This window comes from Nonomuraea sp. NPDC049695 (genome assembly GCF_040674955.1).
Classification (GTDB): domain Bacteria; phylum Actinomycetota; class Actinomycetes; order Streptosporangiales; family Streptosporangiaceae; genus Nonomuraea; species Nonomuraea helvata.
The window spans coordinates 1-17213 of record NZ_JBFANV010000097.1; the positions used below are offsets into that span (position 1 = coordinate 1).

Consider the following 17213-nt stretch of genomic DNA (forward strand, 5'->3'; position numbering starts at 1 on the left):
GCGGTCGGCGTTGCCGAAGCTGAACTGGCCCCGGTTCGGCTCGGTGGCGTCGATCTTCATCTCGTTCTCGGCCGTCACCATGTTGAACTCGCGGCCGGCGATCGTGGTGTACTGCGAGTCGCCGAGCTTGAACGCGGCGATGGCGGTGCCGAAGTACCGCCCGCTCTGCGCGGCCGCCGCACCGAGCGTGCTCGCCGCGGCATCGGCGCGAAGCGGCGCCACCAGCGCCATGACCACGGTCATCACACCGAGAGCGCCGACGATCAGGGGCCAGCGTAAGCCGCTGAAGGTCCGTCTGGTTCCAGGCGGGGGTATGGCGTTTGCGCTCATGCCTGAGCCTCCATAACTGACATCACGGGAAACGGGAACACGTGGATACACGGGAGACCGCTTGGTGACTCAGTGTGGAAATCAGTCCGAAACATGTCAAGACAGATGTAAAAAGTTTCGGACTCATCCCGCCGCCCTATTGGAGCTCCATCCGCCCTAGCCATGGACACTGCGCTCCGAAACTTTCGACGACGCGTGCCACACGGGCGGCAGGTCATGAAAGTTTCATATCCTTACCGAGCCGGCGGGACGGGGCCCGTCGAGTCGCGGACGCTGAGGGTAGTCGCCAGCTGGAGGTGCCGGGAGGCGGGCTGGACGCCGTCCGCCATGCCGAGGACGGTCTCGACGGCCATCCGGCCCATGCCGACGAGAGGCTGCCGGACGGACGTGAGCCGGGGCGTGGTCCACTGGGTCTGCGGCGTGTCGTCGAACCCGGTGACCGACAGCTCGCCCGGTACGGTGATGTGCAGCTCCTTGGCCGCGGCGAGGACCCCGACGGCGATCTCGTCGTTGCCCGCGACGATCGCGGTCGGCCGCTCGTCGAGCGCGAGGAGGTCATGGCCGTGCCGCTGCCCGGCCTCGACGGAGAATGCCTCCTGGCGGATCAGTGCCCGGTCCGGCGTGACGCCGGCCGAGTCGAGCGCGGCCTGGTAGCCGTGGAAGCGTTCCAGCGAGGGGGCCGAGCCCAGCGGGCCGCCGATCCAGGCGATCCTGCGGTGGCCGAGCTTGATGACGTGCTCGGTCGCCGAGCGGCCGCCCGCCCAGTTGGTGGAGCCGATGCTGACGAGACGCGATTCGGTCGTGTCGATCGGATCGATCGACACGATGGGCACCTCGAGCTCCTCCGCGGCGAGGAGCACTGAGTCGGGCACGGCGACGGCGAGCGCGATGACACCGACGACACCGGACGCCTTCTGCTCCTCCATCCAGGCGAGGGCCGCCGTACGGCTCGTGCTGATCGGCTCGTCGAGCGGCAGGCGAAGGAGCAGCTCGGCCTGCGCGGCGGTCGCGGCCGTGAGGATCCCTTGGAGCACCGTCCCGGCATAACGGGACTCCACGATGTCCAGCACAGTGACGAGAGTCCGGTCCCGGGTTCGCTCATGTCGCACCGCCGTCGGCATGTAGCCGATCTCGGCCATGACCTTGAGGACGTGCTCACGCGTGCTCGCCCCCACATCGCTCCGCCCGTTGAGGACCTTCGAGGCGGTCGCCGGCGAGACGCCGGCCAGTCGGGCGACGTCCGCCAAGGTGGCTCGCTCGGAACGGCCTCGCCGTGGCATCAGGGCTCCCTTCGGACTTCGAAACTATTTCGAATCTACCACGAATCCTTTCCGCTAGCTGCCGCCAGGCATTGCCGCTTGTCCGCCCGTTGACACGGGAGAGAAGCACCACCTAGTGTCCTGCCAGCGCCGAATAGGTTGCGAAATATTTTCGAAAGCATCCCCAGTACGAGAGGAGAGGCTCAATGCGGCTCTCCCACAAGGCAAGGCTCCTTTCCGCGGCACTCGTGCCGATGTTCGCGCTGACCGCCTGCTCGGGCGGCGCGGGCGGCGGCAGCGCATCCGGCGGCGGCGGTGACGGACAGGTGAAGCTGACGGTCTGGAGCTGGGACGGCACCGTGGAGCGGGCCGTTCCCGGCTTCCAGGCCGCGAACCCGAACATCAAGGTGGAGGTCGTCAACGCGGGCTCGTCCCAGGACGAGTACAAGGCGCTCGACAACGCCATCCAGGCCGGTTCCGGGGTACCTGACCTCGTGATGTTCGAGTACTTCGCCATCCCCTACTTCGCCATTCCCGGCAAGCTCGCCGACCTCGGAGCGTTCGGCGTCGACACCATCAAGAAGGACTACGTCCAGGCCGCGTGGAGCGATGTGACGGTCAACGGCAAGGTCTACGCGCTACCGTCCGATTACGGGCCGTCGGCGATGTTCTACAACACGGCCACGCTCAAGAAGGCCGGCGTCGACAAGGCCCCGGCCACGTGGGACGAGTACTACGAGGCCGCCAAGAAGGTTCGCGCGCTGGGCGGCGACCACTACATCGCCCAGGACACGGGAGACCTCTTCTTCCTGCTCTCGCTCATCTGGCAGGCAGGCGGCCGCCCGTTCAAGGTGAACGGCAACAAGGTGCACATCGACTTCACCGACGAGGGCACGACCAAGGCCGTGGCCTTCTGGCAGAAGATGCTCGACGAAGGCCTGGTCAACACCAAGATCACGGGGTGGTCCGACGACTGGAACCGGGTGCTCAACGACGGAGCCCTCGCCACCCAGACCATGGGCGGCTGGCTGACCTCGACGCTGCCCGAGCGCGCACCGAAGGCCGCCGGTGACTTCAGAGTCGCCCTGATGCCGCAGTGGAAGCAGGGAGACAAGGTCGGAGCGGAGAACGGCGGAAGCTCCTTCGGCATCCCGGCCGCGGCCGGGCACAAGGACGCGGCCTTCAAGTTCCTCGAGTACTTCACGCACGGCGGCGGCCTCTCCTCCCGCGTCGACGCGGGCGCCTTCGTGCCGAACACGCCGGTGCTGGAGAGCGAGGCGTTCCAGAGCAAGGCCGGCAAGTACTTCGGCGACCAGAAGGTCGGTGCCGTGCTGGCCGAGGCCTCGGAGATCGTCGCGAGCGGCTGGCAGTACCCGCCGTTCTTCGAGTGGGCCCGCTCGATCTACGGCGACATCGCATCGCCGTTCTACACCACGGGCAAGAGCTCGCTCGCCGCGATCCTCGAGCAGTGGAAGCAGCGCTGCATCCAGTACGGCAACGAGCAGGGCTTCGAGGTGAGCTAGCAGGTGAAGCCGACCCGCAAGCGCCGCAGGTCGCCGATCGGACTGGCGTTCATCGCGCCCTTCGGCGCGCTGTTCACGCTCGTGTTCATCGTGCCCATCCTGTACGCGGCCTACCTCAGCCTCTTCCAGGACAAGCTCATCGGGGGCAACACGTTCGTCGGATTCGCCAACTACGGCAAGCTGTTCCAGGATCCGCAGTTCTGGGACGGGGTGGGACGCGTCTTCCGGTTCACGCTCGTCCAGGTGCCGATCATGCTGATCTTCGCCATGGCGCTGGCGCTGGCGCTGGACTCCATGCGCGTGCACGGCGTCAGGTTCATGCGGGTGACGATCTTCCTCCCGTACGCGGTGCCGGCGATCGTGTCGACGCTCATGTGGGGATTCCTGCTGGGCGTCAAGTACGGCCTGTTCGGCAGCCTCAACGACGCTCTGGGGACCGACCTCGATCCCTTCGCCCCCGATACCACGCTCATCTCCATCGGGCTGATGGTGACGTGGGCGTTCACCGGCTTCAACATGCTCATCTTCTACGCCGCGCTCAAGGCCGTCCCGCGCGAACTGTACGAGGCGGCCGCGATCGACGGGGCGAACGAGTTCCAGATCGTCCGCGCGATCAAGCTGCCGGCACTTCGCGGATCCCTGGTCGTCACGATCATCTTCTCCATCATCGGCACGTTCCAGATGTTCAACGAACCGCAGATCCTGCCCTCGATGGTGGCCAACAGCGGCGTCACCACCTTCTACACGCCCAACCTGTACGCCTACAACCTGGCGTTCACCGGGTCCCAGCAGGGCTATGCGGCAGCACTCGCACTCGTCATGGCAGCCATCACGATCGCCGTCGCCTACGCCGTCCAGATCAGAGGGTTGAGGAATGCGCCCGATCAGTAGCCGCCGGCTCCACACGGTGGAGAATCCCAAGAAGAGTACGACTCTCACCCTGATGACCGTGCTGTTCACCCTGTACTGCCTGCTGCCCCTCGTGTGGCTGGTCATCAACGCGACCAAGTCGCAGGCCGACTTCGTGTCGTCGTTCGGGCTCGCACCCGGTCGCGAGTTCGCCCTGTGGGACAACATCGTGCAGGTGTTCAGCTACCAGGACGGCATCTTCTCGCGGTGGCTGCTCAACACCGTGCTCTACGTCGTCGTGGGCGCGACCGTGTCGACCTTCCTGGCCGCCCTCGGCGGGTACGCCCTGGCGAAACTCGACTTCAGAGGGAAGCGGGTGTTCCTCTTCGTCGTGCTGGGATCGATCTCGGTCCCCGGCATCGCCCTGGCGATCCCGCAGTTCCTGCTGTTCGCGCACATCGGCATGACGAACACCCCGTGGGCGATTCTCATCCCGTCCTTCATCAACCCGTTCGGGTTGTATCTGATGTGGGTGTTCACGGCCGAAGCCGTGCCGACCGGCCTGCTCGAGGCCGCGAAGATCGACGGCGCCGGGGAGTTCAGGACCTTTCTCCAGATCGCGCTCCCGCTGCTCACGCCGGCCGGCGTGACGGTCCTGCTCTTCTCGTTCGTGTCGATCTGGAACAACTACTTCCTGCCGCTGATCATGCTCAAGGATCCCGCCTGGTATCCGCTGACCGTCGGCATCAACCAGTGGAACAAGCTGGGCTCGACGGCGGGGAACGGCGCCCTCGTCCAGAATCTCGTGATCACGTCCGCGCTGCTGACGATCGTCCCGTTGATCATCGCGTTTCTCAGCCTGCAGCGGTACTGGCAGTCGGGCCTGTCGCTGGGCGCCGTCAAGGGCTAGACCCATTCCCATCCCCATGAACGATTTCGTGAAGAGAAGTGAGGCCATGAAGAGCGAGCCCCGGTTCCGGATCGACGGCGAGCTGCGTGACGAGAGTGCGCTCCCGCATGTCTGGAGCAGGTGTGTCGGCGCCGGACGGGCGAACGAGGCGCTGCGCGCGGACTGGCGACAGCAATTCACCGAGGCCGTCGCCGCATGCGGATTCCAGTACGTCCGCTTTCACGGCGTCTTCCACGACGACATGTTCGTGTACCGGGAGAGTTACGGCGGCGGTTTCGGCCCGGACGCGCCCCTGCCCTCGCCCGTGCACACCTTCAGCTATGTCGACAAGGTGTTCGACTTCATCGTGGACTGCGGCGTCCGGCCCTTCGTCGAGCTGGGCTTCATGCCGCGCGAGCTGGCGACGGTGACGGAGACGGTGTTCTGGTGGGGCGCCCACTGCAGCCCGCCCAAGGACATGGCGCGCTGGGTCGAGCTGGTCACGAGGTCGGTCGAGCACTGGATCGACCGGTACGGCCTCGACGAGGTGCGGGAGTGGCGCTTCGAGGTGTGGAACGAGCCGAACCTCGTCCCCCACTTCTGGACCGGCACGAAAACCGAGTACTTCGAGCTCTACGAGCACACCGTGCGGGCGATCAAGAAGATCGATCCCGCCCTGAAGGTAGGCGGGCCGGCGACGAGCGTCTTCGTGCCCGACGACCGCTACCAGGGCGAGACCGAGAACCGCTCCGCGACGCTCGCAACGGCTGCCGCGACCGACGTGGACGCGCTCGACTGGCGCCCGGTGTGGATCGAGGACTTCATCGCCTGGTGCGCGGAGCGCGACCTGCCGATCGACTTCGTCTCGACCCATCTCTACCCCACCGACTTCGCGTACGGCGCCAACGGCGAGGCCGTGCACATCACCCGGTACGCCGACGCCACGTTCGACGACCTGACCCTCCTGCGCAAGCTCGTGCAGAACAGCCCATATCCCGAGGCGGAGATCCACATCACCGAATGGTCGACGTCGCCGTCGGCCCGCGACTTCATCCACGACACGCTGTTCGCGGCGACCTCCATCACGCGGTCGTACCTGAAGTGCGCCACCCTCGCCGACTCGATCTCCTACTGGACCTTCACGGACGTGTTCGAGGAGGGAGGCGCCGGGATGGGGCCGTTTCACGGCGGATTCGGCCTGGTGAACGAGGGCGGCATCCACAAGCCCACGTTCCACGCGTTCACGATGCTGGAACGGCTCGGCGACCGACTGCTCCTCGCGACGTCCGACGGGGTCGTGACCCGTGACAGCCGGACGTCGGCGATGTCCGCGGTGTTCTTCAACTATCCCGAGGACATGGGCATGAGGGGTGTCCGCTCGGAGAACACGTACCCGGCGACACGCGCGCTGGCCGAGATGGGGCCGAGCCGGACGATCCGCCACTCGATCGGCGGGCTGGAGCCGGGCACCACGTTCCTCGTCGAGATCATGGACTGGGAGCACGGGAACGCCGCCGAGGCCTGGTACCGGCTCGGGTCCCCCCTCAACCCGTCCCGGGCCGAGAGCGAGTACCTGAGCGCAGTCGCCGACTCGCTCCTCAGGTTCACGCTGACCGTGCCCGACACCGGTGTGCTGAACCTCGACGTCGAACTCGCGCCCTGGGCCGTGATGTCGTTGCGGCAGTCGGCATGACCGCGGGAAGTCAGCCCGTGACGATGGACGCCGATGTTCCGCTCAACGTCAGCGTGAGTATCGGCGCGATGGTGCCGCCGAAGTCGGCCCGCGCACGCACGGCCTCCGCCTGCCGAAGATCCATGCCTGGACCTGATCGGTAGTTGGCGAAGCTCACCACCCGGAGGTCGGGCAGCACCAGCCACGCGTAGGCCTGATCAGGTTGGCGTGACGGGTTCCGGATCACGAGTCCGGAGCCGTTGAGCGGCTCGTACGGTCCTGCCAGGGCGGGCGCGACGAAGCCGTACAGCCCCGTGGGCGCGCGATCGGCGGGGTGGAAGGTGTGGCGCTGCGTGCAGAAGAACAGGTAGTACCGCGACCGGTGGACGATGACGTGCGGCCGTTCCAGCTCATGGTTGACGCCGTCCGCCACGATGAGGGGAGGGAGCAGGGACCAGGCGCCGGCCCGTGCCTCGGCCGGCGCGATCGCGCCGTTGAATCGGTCGCCCGAGGCGACGGACGCGGCGATGAGCAGGTACTCGCGCCCGTCGGCCGGGTCGCGGAACCAGCCAGGATCGCGAAAGGCCCTGATCTGTCCCGGCGCCCCGGTGACCTCCTCGGCCGGCAGGTACACGCTGCCGTCGGAGCGGAGGATCTCCCGGTGCTCGGACTCGTGTTCCAGCGAGATCCGGCCATTGGTCCGAGCACTGTCGGCGATCAGGCTGAGGCGCGTCTCGGCGACGCTCTGTCGGAATGTCGGGCGCGCTTCGCCTCTCTGCCCGGCGGCCGTGTAGAACACCGACACGGATCCGTCGGGTCTGCGGACCGCCGATCCCGACCACTCGCGGCTGCCCGGCGAGGCGCCGTCGGAGAACGCGTGCCCCAGATCCGTCCAGCCGTCACCGTTCCTGGCGAGCAGGCGGATGCGGGCCCGGCCGTGGCGCTCCTCGGGGTGGCCGAGGGACGGAGCCGACAGCGCCATCCACACCTCGTGGCCGCCGATCACGCAGGTCGAGCCGTCCTCCTCCTGTACGGGCCACAGGTCCCACAGGTCGTGGCCCGGCAGGATCCGGGGGACCGCCACGGGATGGAAGACGGGCGCCGTGGTCGTGGCGCTCCCGGCGAGCAGATCGAGATGGCTGGGCGTCCAGTATGACGTCGTGCTCATCCCGTCAGCCCTTCAAGGAGCCTTGGAGCAGGGCCTTGACGAAGTGCCGCTGGAAGATGAGGAAGATCGCGAGCGTGGGCGCCAGGATCAGCAGCGACCCGGCGCACAGCAGCGGGATGTCGGTCCCCCACTGCCCCTGGAAGGCTCCGAGCGCGCCGGACATCGTCCGCTTGGCGGGGTCGTCGACCAGGACGATGGCCAGCAGGAACTGGTTCCAGGTCCACAGGAACAGCAGGATGCCCAGCGACGAGATCGCCGGCATGGCCAGGGGGACGTGGATGCGCCGGAACAGCTGCCACACGTTGGCGCCGTCCATCCGCGCGCTCTCGGACAGCTCCTCCGGCATGTTGACGAAGTGCGCGCGCATCCAGAAGACGCTGAACGGCATGAACAGGCCGATGAGCGGCAGGATGATCGCCCAGCGGGTGTTCAGCAGCCCCATGTCGCGGATCTGGTAGTACAGCGGCGTGATGATGCCCTCGAAGGGAAGGGTCAGGCCGAGCACGAACAGCAGGAAGACCAGGCGGCCGCCGAGCACGCGCAGGTGCCCGATGGCGAAGCCGGCCATCGTGCCCAGCAGGATCGAGATCGGCACCACGCCCAGCACGATGAGCACGCTCGACAGCAGCAGCTCCCCCATGTTCGCGGCCTCGAAGGCCCGCAGGAAGTTGCCCCACTGCGGGTCACCCGGCCAGGCCAGCCCGGCCGGGTACGTGCCCGAGGGGTGCAGGGCGGTGACGAACAGGCTGAGGAACGGCAGGATCGTGACCGCCATCATGAGGACGAGCAGCAGCCTGCCGGTCCAGGCCTCCCGCCATGAGGTGATCATCGCTTGCCGTCCTTGGCGAACCACTGGATGGGGAGGGCGCAGGCGATCACCAGGACCATGAGCACCACGGCCAGGGCCGAGGCCATGCCCACCTGCCGTTCGGAGAAGGCCAGGTAGAAGATCTGCAGGCCAGGCACCATGGTCGTGTTGCCAGGACCGCCCTGGGTGGAGATGTAGATGATGTCGAAGCTCGCCAGGGCCGCGATCACGGTGACGGTGACGCAGACCGCGATCTCCTGCCGCAGGCTGGGGACGGTGATGGAGGCGAACTCCCGCCACGCGCCGGCGCCGTCGAGCCGGGCGGCCTCGTACAGGGCCGGGTCGATCTTGCTCATGCCGGCCAGGAGCAGGAGCGTGCAGAGGCCGAGGAGCACCCACGCGCCGATCATCCCGACCGCCGGCAGGGCGGTGGAGAGGTCACCCAGCCAGGCGCGGGTCACGCCACCGAGCCCGAGGAGGGAGAGGAACTGGTTGACGACTCCGGTGGACGACAGCAGCCAGCTCCAGGCGATGCCGGCCGCGACGAGCGGGATGACCTGCGGCAGGAACAGCACGGTACGCGCCACCAGGGCGAGCCGGCTCTGGGCGATGCGCCGGATGGTCGCGGCGATCGCCAGGCCGAGCAGGACCGGGATCGCGCTGAAGAACACGATCAGCTTGACGGCGTTGATCAGCGAGTCGTACAGGTCGGGGTCGGTGAAGACCTTCCCGTAGTTGGCCAGCCCCACCCACGTGGACGGGCCGATGCCGTCCCACCGGTAGAGCGAGTACTGGAACGTCAGGGCGATCGGGCGCAGGACGAAGACCGCGTAGAAGGCGAGCGCCGGGACGACGAACAGCCAGCCGGCCCATCCGCGCGTCTTCGCCGTGGCCACCCGTCTGTGCGCGGGCCGGCCGGGAACGGGCGGCGTCATGGATGCTCAGTTCCCCTCGATCTGGCGCGCGTAGTCGGCCTGGACCGCCTTCAGCAGCCCTTGCGGCGTCTGCTGCCCGGCGACCAGCTTCTGCAGCTGCGGGGTCCAGCTCTTGGCGTAGATGGCACCGGTGGCGTTGGCGATGAAGTCCATCGCGCCGTTGTCCTTGGCGATGTCCGCCCCGGCCGCGAGTGTGCCGGCGGTGACGGTGCCGGACTTCACGGCGGGCATGTACGCGTCGGCCGGCCCCATCGGGTGCGATCCGCCGACCTCGACGCCGATCTCGCGGGCCCGCTTGTCGGTCGCCACCCAGTTGAGGAAGAAGGCGGCGCAGTCGGCGTTCTTGGCGTTCGCGGCGATGCCGAAGGTGAGGGGCGCCGACATCGCGGCCCGCTTGCCGCCCTGCTGCGCCGGGGGCATCAGTGTGAAGCCGGCGTTGCCCGGCATCTGCTTGTCGAGGTTGCCCGACTCCCAGTCGCCGTTGAACATGAACAGGCCCTTGCCGCCGATGAAGCGGCTCATCATCGTCGCGTAGTCGACGGCGTTGACGTCCTTCTGGAAGTAGCCGGCCTTGATCCACCGTTCCAGGTGCTGGGCGGCCTGCAGGTTCGCCGGGGTCTCGATGCCGGCCCCGGGCTTGTTGAAGATCCAGTCGTTGATCGGGGCGGTCGGGCCGTAGGCGGCCATGAGGTTCTGCAGCGGGAAGGCCAGGCCGCCGGTGGCTCCGCCGTTGAACTGCACGATGGGCGTGAGGCCCGCGTTCTTGGCCTTGGCCAGCACCGCGTCGAGCTCCGCCAGCGTGGCGGGCGGCGCGGACATGCCGACCTGCTCGGCGAGTTTCCTGTTGTAGAACAGGCCGGTCATGCTGAAGTTGAGGCCGAGGGCGTACAGCGATCCCTCACCGCGCGGCCGGCCGCCCGGCCCCAGCCGCAGCTGCTCCAGCTGCGAGGCCGGCCACTTGTCCCAGCCGAAGACGCGGGCGTAGCCGTCCAGGTTCTTCAGCAGGTTGTCCTTGACCAGCTCGGAGACCTGGGGAAGGCGCATCAGGTCGGGCGGGTTGTCCGCCAGCACGCGCGGGGCGTTCTGGGTGATCACCGCGAACTGGTCCTCGCGGATGTTCCACGTGACGTTGGGGTGCTGCTTGGTGAACTCGGTGGTCAGGGCCTTGGGCAGTGGGAAGCCGGTCTCGAAGTAGCCGTTCATGGTGATCGGCGACGTGCCGCAGGTGGGCGGCGCGGACACGGATGACGTGCCGGTGGCCTGAGGCTGCGGGCTGTCGCTGCCGGGAGCCGAGCAGGCGGCGGCCAATGTCCCCACGGCGATCGCAATCGCGGCCCCGGCCCTGCCGGAACGTACTCGGCGAGCCATGTGCATCTCCTCTGCTGCCTGGGACGATCGGCACCGGGCTGACGTCCCCATTTCCGTTGCTAAATCGGGTTAGCGCCCGATAGTCTCACTGCGCGCGTCGTACGATGTCAACCCCCCGTAACACACTCTTGACGATCGGAGGTTCTGGGTGAGCCCACGACGGGTCACGCTGGCCGACGTGGCCAAGGCCGCCGGTGTCTCCCGCCCCACCGCCTCGCTGGTGCTGTCCGGCCGCGGGCGTGAGCTGCGGATCTCTCAGGACGTCGAGCAGCGGGTCCTGCGCGCCGCCGACGAGTTGCAGTACCGGCCCAACATCGTCTCCGTGGGCCTGCGTACGGGCACCTCCCGGACGATCGGCTTCGTCTCCGACACGGTCGCCACCTCACGGCTGGCCGGCGACATGATCAAGGGGGCGCTGGAGGCCGCCCGGGACCGCGGCTTCATGCTCTTCATCGGCGAGACGGAGGGCGACGCCGGGCTCGAACGCCTCCTGCTCCAGGCCATGCACGACCGGCAGGTCGACGGGCTCATCCTGGCCTCGATGTTCACCAGGACCATCAAGGTCCCCAAGAGCATCACGGCCGCGCCGGCCGTCCTGCTCAACGCACTGCCCAAGCAGCCCACGCCCCTGCCCGCCATCCTCCCCGACGAGGTCGAGGCCGGCCGCATCGCGGCCCGCGCCCTGCTCGACGCCGGCCACCGCGACGGCATCTACCTGATCGGCGCCGGCCCGCGCATGCGCGACGTGCCCCCGGAGAGCGTCGCCGCGGTGGAACGGCTCGTCGGCATCCGGGAGGCGCTCGGCGAGGCAGGCGTCAAGGTGGCGGGCGGCCGCGTCTGCCCCGACTGGCAGCCGGAACACGGCCTCGACGCGACGCGGGAGCTCCTGCGGACCGTACGTCCGCGGGCGCTGATCTGCTTCAACGACCGCATCGCCATGGGCGCCTACCAGGCGCTCGACGATGCCGGGCTCAAGGTGCCCGCAGACGTCTCCGTCGTCTCCTTCGACGACCACCCCATCGCCTCATGGATCCGGCCCAAGCTGACCACCGTGGCGCTGCCCCACTACGAACTCGGCCGCAAGGCCGTCGACGTGCTGTTCGCGGAGATCGACCGCGACCACGCCGCGCCCGACCGGAAGGGGGACGTGCACCGGGTGCCGATGCCCCTGCGCAGCCGCGAGTCCGTCGCGCCGCCGGACGCCGCGGAATCCGCCGGCTGAACGTCGGCCTGTCCCGCACGGAACGCACGCCGTGCGGGACACCTTCACCCCTGTGGCGCGGGGACAGGCCAGACCCGGGGGCGCGGATCTGGCGCAAGGCGCGGGTCAGGGGCGTAGGGCGCGGGCGCACGCCGTGAGGCCCTCGGCCAGCGTCTTGCGCGCGGGGTCGTCGACCTCGGCGAACATCACCGCCTCGACCTCGTCGACGGAGCGGTCGCAGCGCCGCAGGGTGGACAGGCCCTCGCGGGTGAGACGGGCCCGCAGCACACGGCCCGCGCCGGGCTGCGGGTCCCGGCGGATCAGGCCGCGTCGTTCGAGGTCCCGGATGACGAGGCTCATCGCCTGCGGCGTGACGAAGGCGATGCGTGCCAGGTCCGCCGAGGACGGCCCGTCGCGCAACCGCAGTTCGCTGAGCGCCATGTACTCGGTCGTCGTGACGCCGTGCCGGGCGAGGGCTTCGTCCAGGCGGCTGCGGATGTAGCGCTCCAGCCGGAACACCAGATAGCTCACCCGCGGCGTCGGGGGGTCGGGCGGGACGGCCGGGGAGATCACGCGGTCGGTCACCGGGAGACGATATCGCGCCTTCGCCGCGCTGAAAGTTTCCCGCCGCCCTTATCAAGCAGCTTGATAACAAGTTGCTTGATATGCAGCGGAAATGCAGTTTTGCGCGATCTCCCCGCCACAACCCCGCGCAGGCGAGACGTTGACGGCCGTTCGGGGCGGCTCCTATGGTCCAGCAGCTACGTCGATGCGGCCGCGCGCCGACGCCGCCGCACCCCCGATACCGGCAGAGGAGGGCGAATGAAACGACTGACCGCGTTGACGGCCGGCGTCTGCGCCGCGGTGCTGTGCGCCGTCATGATGACCGCGACACTCCCGCACCAGGCCGCCGCGGCCACCTTGACCGAGGTGACCGGCTTCGGCGCCAACCCCGGCAATCTGCGCATGCACGTGTACGTGCCGGACAACCGCCCGGCACACCCGGCGATCGTCCTGGCCATGCACGGTTGCGGCGGATCGGGCCCCGGCCTCTACTCCGGTTCGGAGTTCGCCTCCCTCGCCGACCGGTACGGCTTCATCGTCATCTACCCGTCGGCCTCCAAGAAGGGCAACTGCTTCGACTCCTGGTCGGCCGAGTCCCACGTGCGGGGCGGCGGCAGTGACCCGGTCTCACTCATGTCGATGATCACATACTCCCTGCAGCGCTACGGCGGCGACGCCGACCGCGTGTACGTCACCGGCACCTCGGCCGGAGGCATGGAGACCAACATCATGCTCGGCAACTACCCGGACGTCTTCAAGGCCGGTGCCGTGTTCATGGGTGTGCCGCACAGTTGCTTCGCGAACGAGGGCGACTACATCCCCTCACCGGGCGCCAGCGACTGCGCCTCCGGACGCGTCAGCAAGAGCCCGCAGCAGTGGGGAGACCTGGTCCGCGCCGCCTACCCCGGATACACCGGCGCCCGGCCGCGCGTGCAGCTCTGGCACGGCACGAACGACACCCTTGTCTACTACGCCCTGCTCCAGCAGGAGATCGACCAGTGGACGAACGTCTTCGGCCTGAGCCAGACGCCCACCGGCACCGACGCTCCCCAGGCCAACTGGAATCGCCGCCGCTACGCCGACTCCACCGGAACGGTCAAGGTCGAGGCGTACAGCATCCAGGGCGCCGGGCACAGCCTGCCCATGAGCGGCATGGCCGCCGCGGCCGTCCAGTTCTTCGGCCTCACCGGCGGCGGCCCCACCAGCACGCCGACTCCCCCGGCCGGCGCCTGCCGGGTCACGTACACGCCCAACTCCTGGAACAACGGCTTCACCGCCGCCGTCACCATCGCCAACACCGGCACGGCCGCCGTCAACGGATGGACGCTCACCTGGACCTGGCCGGGCAACCAGCAGATCACCAACTCCTGGAACGCCACCGTCAGCCAGCAAGGCGCGCAGGCCACCGCGCGCAGCGCCCCCTACAACGCGACCATCGCCGCCGGAGCCGCCGTCACTTTCGGCTTCCAGGCCACCTACAGCGGCACGAACCCCGCTCCGACGCAATTCGCCCTCAACGGCACGGCGTGCGCCCTCGCCGCCTAGCGTCGTACGTCTGGCCCATGGGTGCACCGCCACAGCGGTGCACCCACACGGCCTTTCCTGACGTCATCGCTCACCAACTGGAGCGCGCGCCTTCACCGTGGCCTCGCCCTGGTGGCCGCCTGGCCACGAGTCTGAGGGTGCGCCGGGTCAGGTGCGGGTCCAGCGCTGGTTGACGCCGCCGTTGCACGACCAGATGGTCAGCTTGGTGCCGTTGGCTGTGGCGTTGTTCGGCACGTCCAGGCACTTGTTCGCCCCCACGGCGGTGATGGTGCCGTCGGAGTTGAAGCGCCACTGCTGGTTGTCCTGACCGTTGCAGTCCCAGATGATGACATTGGTGCCGTCTGCGGTGCCCCGGTTGTACACATCCAGGCACTTGCCGCCGAAGACCCGCAACTCGCCGCTCGAGGTCTGCGTCCACTGCTGGTTGGCCTGGCCGCTGCAGTCGTAGATCTGCACCTGCGTGCCGTTGGTCTGCGAAGAGTTCGGGACGTCAAGACACTTGCCCGACCCCGCACCCCTGATCGCACCCGCGGGCGGGGGCGTGACGATGCCCCCTCCGGTCACGACGTACATGGCCGCCCCGTGTCCCGGGACGGACGCGCTGATCGTCCCGGACGAGGAGGACGTCGTGTGCGCCCACAGGTCGCGCACCGAGTACGAGGAAGCGGACCCCAGCCCCAGGGCGGAGGCCGTGGTGGAGACCGTCGAGGTGGAGGTGCCCCGGTTGAGCAGCACGACCGCGACCGAGCCGTTCGACATCGGCTTGCGCCAGACCTCCAGGTTGCCGTTGTCGCTGATCTTGTGGCCCTGCCTGCCGCCCCAGTCCTGGTTGACCGCGATGACCTCGGTGTTGGTGAGGATCGTGCGCGTGTCGGCGCTCATCGTGCGGATGTCGTTTCCGGCGATGAGCGGCGCGTTCAGCAACGACCACAGGCTGAAGTGCGCGCGACCCTCGGTCCCCGTCACGCCGCCGACGCCCACCTCCAGCATGTCGGGGTCGTTCCACCCGCCCGGACCCGAGTACGCGTCGAGCCCGACCTGCTGATCCAGGATGCCCGTGATCGAGTTCCAGTTCGCCGCTATGTCGCCGGTGTCCCGCCAGGAGTTGCCCACAGGCATCCCCCACGTCCACACGCTCTCCTGCCCCCAGTTGCACAGGCTGTACACGATCGGACGCCCGGTGGCGGCCAGCGCGTCCCGCATGGCCGTGTACCGCTGCTGCCCGTTCAGGCCCTGGTGGTCACCGCAGTTGTCGTACTTCAGGTAGTCGATCCCCCAGGACGCCCACAAGGCCGCGTCCCGCCGCTCGTTGCCCAGGCTGGCCGGGTACCCCGCGCACGTCGTGGTTCCGGCCGAGGAGTAGATGCCGAGCTTGAGCCCTTTGGAGTGGACGTAGTCGGCCAGGGCCTTGATGCCGTTGGGGAACTTCTGCGGATCCGGCACCAGGTCACCGTTGGAGTTGCGGCTCTTGGTGGACCAGCAGTCGTCGATGTTGACATAGGTGTAGCCCGCCGCCGCCATGCCACTGGAGACCATGGTGTCGGCCGTCTGACGGATCAGGCCGTCGTTGACGTTGCAGCCGAAGCTGTTCCAGTCGTTCCAGCCCATCTGGGGTGTGCGGGCCAGGCCGTTGTCCAGGGCGGCGGCCGGCGACGTCGCACCGCCGATCGCGGCGACGGAGCCGGCTGCCAGTACCGCCGCCAGTGCCAAGCCAAGAATTCTGCGCATCTGATTCCTCTGCCTACCGGGGTTCTGGAAGGTTCACCTGAGGGCTGGGGCGCTCTGCCCTCGCTCATTGCGGGCGGTCCCGTGCCAGGTCAGGTGCGGGTCCAGCGCTGGTTGGCGCCGCCGTTGCACGACCAGATCTGGAGTTTGACGCCGTTGGCGGTGGAGTAGTTCGGCACGTCCAGGCACTTGTTCGACCCCACGGCGGTGATGGTGCCGTCGGAGTTGAAGCGCCACTGCTGGTTGGCCTGGCCGTTGCAGTCCCAGATGATGACGTTGGTGCCGTCGGCGGTGCCCCGGGCGTAGACATCCAGGCACTTGCCGCCGAAGACCCGCAACTCACCGCTCGAGGTCTGCGTCCACTGCTGGTTGGCCTGGCCGTTGCAGTCCCAGATCTGCACCTGCGTGCCGTTGGTCTGCGAAGAGTTCGGGACGTCAAGGCACCTGCCCGACCCCACACCCCTGATCGCATGAGGAGTCGGGCCGGGGTTGCCGTCCCCCGGCTGGCCGATGCTGCCCGACACCGACTGAAGCGCGTCGTACCAGGCGGCGGCCATCTTGTCGTAGCCGCCGGCGGTGGGATGGATGCCGTCGATCAGGTCGGACGTGGTCAGCTTGCTGTGCATGTCGACCAGGTGGACATGTTTGCCGCTGTTCACCTTGCTCTGGACGATGCCGGGGATCGCCGCGTTGAAGGTGCGGCCGGCCGACTCCTGGCCGGAGTTGGAGAGCGGGATGATCGTCGCGACGAAGACGTCCGCGTCGGGCACGGCTGTGGTGATGTGGTCGATCAGCGTGGACAGCCGTTGCGGGGCACCGGACAGGTTGTAGTTCTGCAGGACGTCGTTGGTGCCGATGTGCAGCAGCACCGTGCGCGGTGTGTACGTACGCAGCCAGCCGGTGATGTTCGCGTCGATCTGGTCGATCCGCCACCCGGGATGGCCCTCATGATCGTGGTCCCCCAGGTTGCCGGGGCCGTTGAACTGCGACCCGACGAAGTCGACCGTGTAGCGGCCGGCGGCCAGGCGCTGCCATAACCCGATCCGGTACCCGCCTGGCACCTGCGTGCCCTCGGTGATCGAGTCGCCCAGCGGCATGACCCGTACCCCGCCGTTGGACTCCGCGACGGCGGTCCCCGCGCCCATCGCCGTACTCGCCACCACCAACGCCACGGCCATCAGTGCGGCGGCGCACCATCGTCCCCACCTACGCATGCGGCGGTCAGGGAACAGGTCGAATCGAGTAGCAATGTCTGCGCCAACACGCTTGCGCTGCGGCCCGGCTGTTGTGGACACGAGGACCTCCTTCGGATGCTGAGTGGTTGCCGTATCCGGGCCCACGGCGGGCACGGTCGGGGCTGACCCGACTCGGCATGCC

At 68.2% G+C, this 17213-nt stretch carries 15 protein-coding genes; 6 read left to right on the forward strand and 9 right to left on the reverse strand.

Annotated elements, in window-relative coordinates; genetic code table 11:
- The coding region (locus AB0J64_RS47340; protein ID WP_364042813.1) for an endo-1,4-beta-xylanase at positions 1-243 on the reverse strand (243 nt) is incomplete at its 3' end.
- Between the two features lie 320 nt (positions 244-563).
- On the reverse strand, positions 564-1610 hold the full coding sequence (locus tag AB0J64_RS47345) for a substrate-binding domain-containing protein (protein WP_364042815.1): 1047 nt from the start codon (positions 1608-1610) through the stop codon (positions 564-566).
- 185 nt (positions 1611-1795) lie between these two features.
- Between AB0J64_RS47345 and AB0J64_RS47350 the strand changes: the two genes are divergently transcribed.
- Genes AB0J64_RS47350 through AB0J64_RS47365 form a run of 4 tightly spaced genes read left to right on the forward strand, consistent with a single transcriptional unit; the run spans position 1796 to position 6543 of the window.
- Positions 1796-3112, forward strand: a complete 1317-nt coding sequence (locus tag AB0J64_RS47350; RefSeq protein ID WP_364042817.1) for a sugar ABC transporter substrate-binding protein — start codon at positions 1796-1798, stop codon at positions 3110-3112.
- A gap of 3 nt (positions 3113-3115) precedes the next feature.
- Positions 3116-4003, forward strand: a complete 888-nt coding sequence (locus tag AB0J64_RS47355; protein ID WP_364042819.1) for a sugar ABC transporter permease — start codon at positions 3116-3118, stop codon at positions 4001-4003.
- 52 nt (positions 4004-4055) lie between these two features.
- A complete protein-coding gene (locus AB0J64_RS47360) occupies positions 4056-4871 on the forward strand; it encodes a carbohydrate ABC transporter permease (RefSeq protein WP_364042821.1) in 816 nt (271 codons plus the stop codon).
- Positions 4872-4917: 46 nt separating this feature from the next.
- Positions 4918-6543 (forward strand): beta-xylosidase, encoded by a 1626-nt coding sequence (locus AB0J64_RS47365; protein WP_364042823.1) that lies wholly within the window; start codon positions 4918-4920, stop codon positions 6541-6543.
- A 10-nt stretch (positions 6544-6553) separates the two neighbouring features.
- Here the strand turns inward: AB0J64_RS47365 and AB0J64_RS47370 are convergent, their stop codons facing one another.
- From AB0J64_RS47370 to AB0J64_RS47385, 4 genes are read right to left on the reverse strand one after another with little or no spacing between them, the layout of a single operon-like run.
- On the reverse strand, positions 6554-7690 hold the full coding sequence (locus AB0J64_RS47370) for a glycoside hydrolase family 68 protein (RefSeq protein ID WP_364042825.1): 1137 nt from the start codon (positions 7688-7690) through the stop codon (positions 6554-6556).
- A 4-nt stretch (positions 7691-7694) separates the two neighbouring features.
- Positions 7695-8519, reverse strand: a complete 825-nt coding sequence (locus AB0J64_RS47375; RefSeq protein ID WP_364042827.1) for a carbohydrate ABC transporter permease — start codon at positions 8517-8519, stop codon at positions 7695-7697.
- A complete protein-coding gene (locus AB0J64_RS47380) occupies positions 8516-9433 on the reverse strand; it encodes a sugar ABC transporter permease (protein ID WP_364042829.1) in 918 nt (305 codons plus the stop codon). Before AB0J64_RS47380 ends, AB0J64_RS47375 begins: the two co-directional genes overlap by 4 nt.
- A 6-nt stretch (positions 9434-9439) precedes the next feature.
- Entirely contained in the window at positions 9440-10801 is a 1362-nt protein-coding gene (locus AB0J64_RS47385) for an extracellular solute-binding protein (RefSeq protein ID WP_364042831.1), read from the reverse strand.
- A gap of 148 nt (positions 10802-10949) precedes the next feature.
- Here AB0J64_RS47385 and AB0J64_RS47390 point away from each other — a divergent pair, with 148 nt between their 5' ends.
- Positions 10950-12023, forward strand: a complete 1074-nt coding sequence (locus tag AB0J64_RS47390) for a LacI family DNA-binding transcriptional regulator (RefSeq protein ID WP_364042833.1) — start codon at positions 10950-10952, stop codon at positions 12021-12023.
- A 105-nt stretch (positions 12024-12128) separates the two neighbouring features.
- Here the strand turns inward: AB0J64_RS47390 and AB0J64_RS47395 are convergent, their stop codons facing one another.
- Positions 12129-12587: a MarR family transcriptional regulator gene (locus tag AB0J64_RS47395; protein ID WP_364042835.1), complete on the reverse strand. Its 459-nt coding sequence runs from the start codon at positions 12585-12587 to the stop codon at positions 12129-12131.
- 237 nt (positions 12588-12824) lie between these two features.
- On the opposite strand from AB0J64_RS47395, the gene AB0J64_RS47400 reads away from it, so the two are divergent.
- Positions 12825-14111: a PHB depolymerase family esterase gene (locus tag AB0J64_RS47400; RefSeq protein ID WP_364042837.1), complete on the forward strand. Its 1287-nt coding sequence runs from the start codon at positions 12825-12827 to the stop codon at positions 14109-14111.
- A gap of 147 nt (positions 14112-14258) precedes the next feature.
- Here AB0J64_RS47400 and AB0J64_RS47405 read toward each other — a convergent pair whose 3' ends face one another.
- Both AB0J64_RS47405 and AB0J64_RS47410 read right to left on the reverse strand, forming a co-directional pair.
- Positions 14259-15839 carry a lectin gene (locus AB0J64_RS47405; RefSeq protein ID WP_364042839.1) on the reverse strand — a complete coding sequence of 527 codons (1581 nt, stop codon included), beginning with the start codon at positions 15837-15839 and terminating at the stop codon, positions 14259-14261.
- An 89-nt stretch (positions 15840-15928) separates the two neighbouring features.
- Positions 15929-17014, reverse strand: coding sequence for a lectin (locus tag AB0J64_RS47410; RefSeq protein WP_364042841.1), 1086 nt, complete (start codon positions 17012-17014; stop codon positions 15929-15931).
- Positions 17015-17213: the final 199 nt, after the last annotated feature.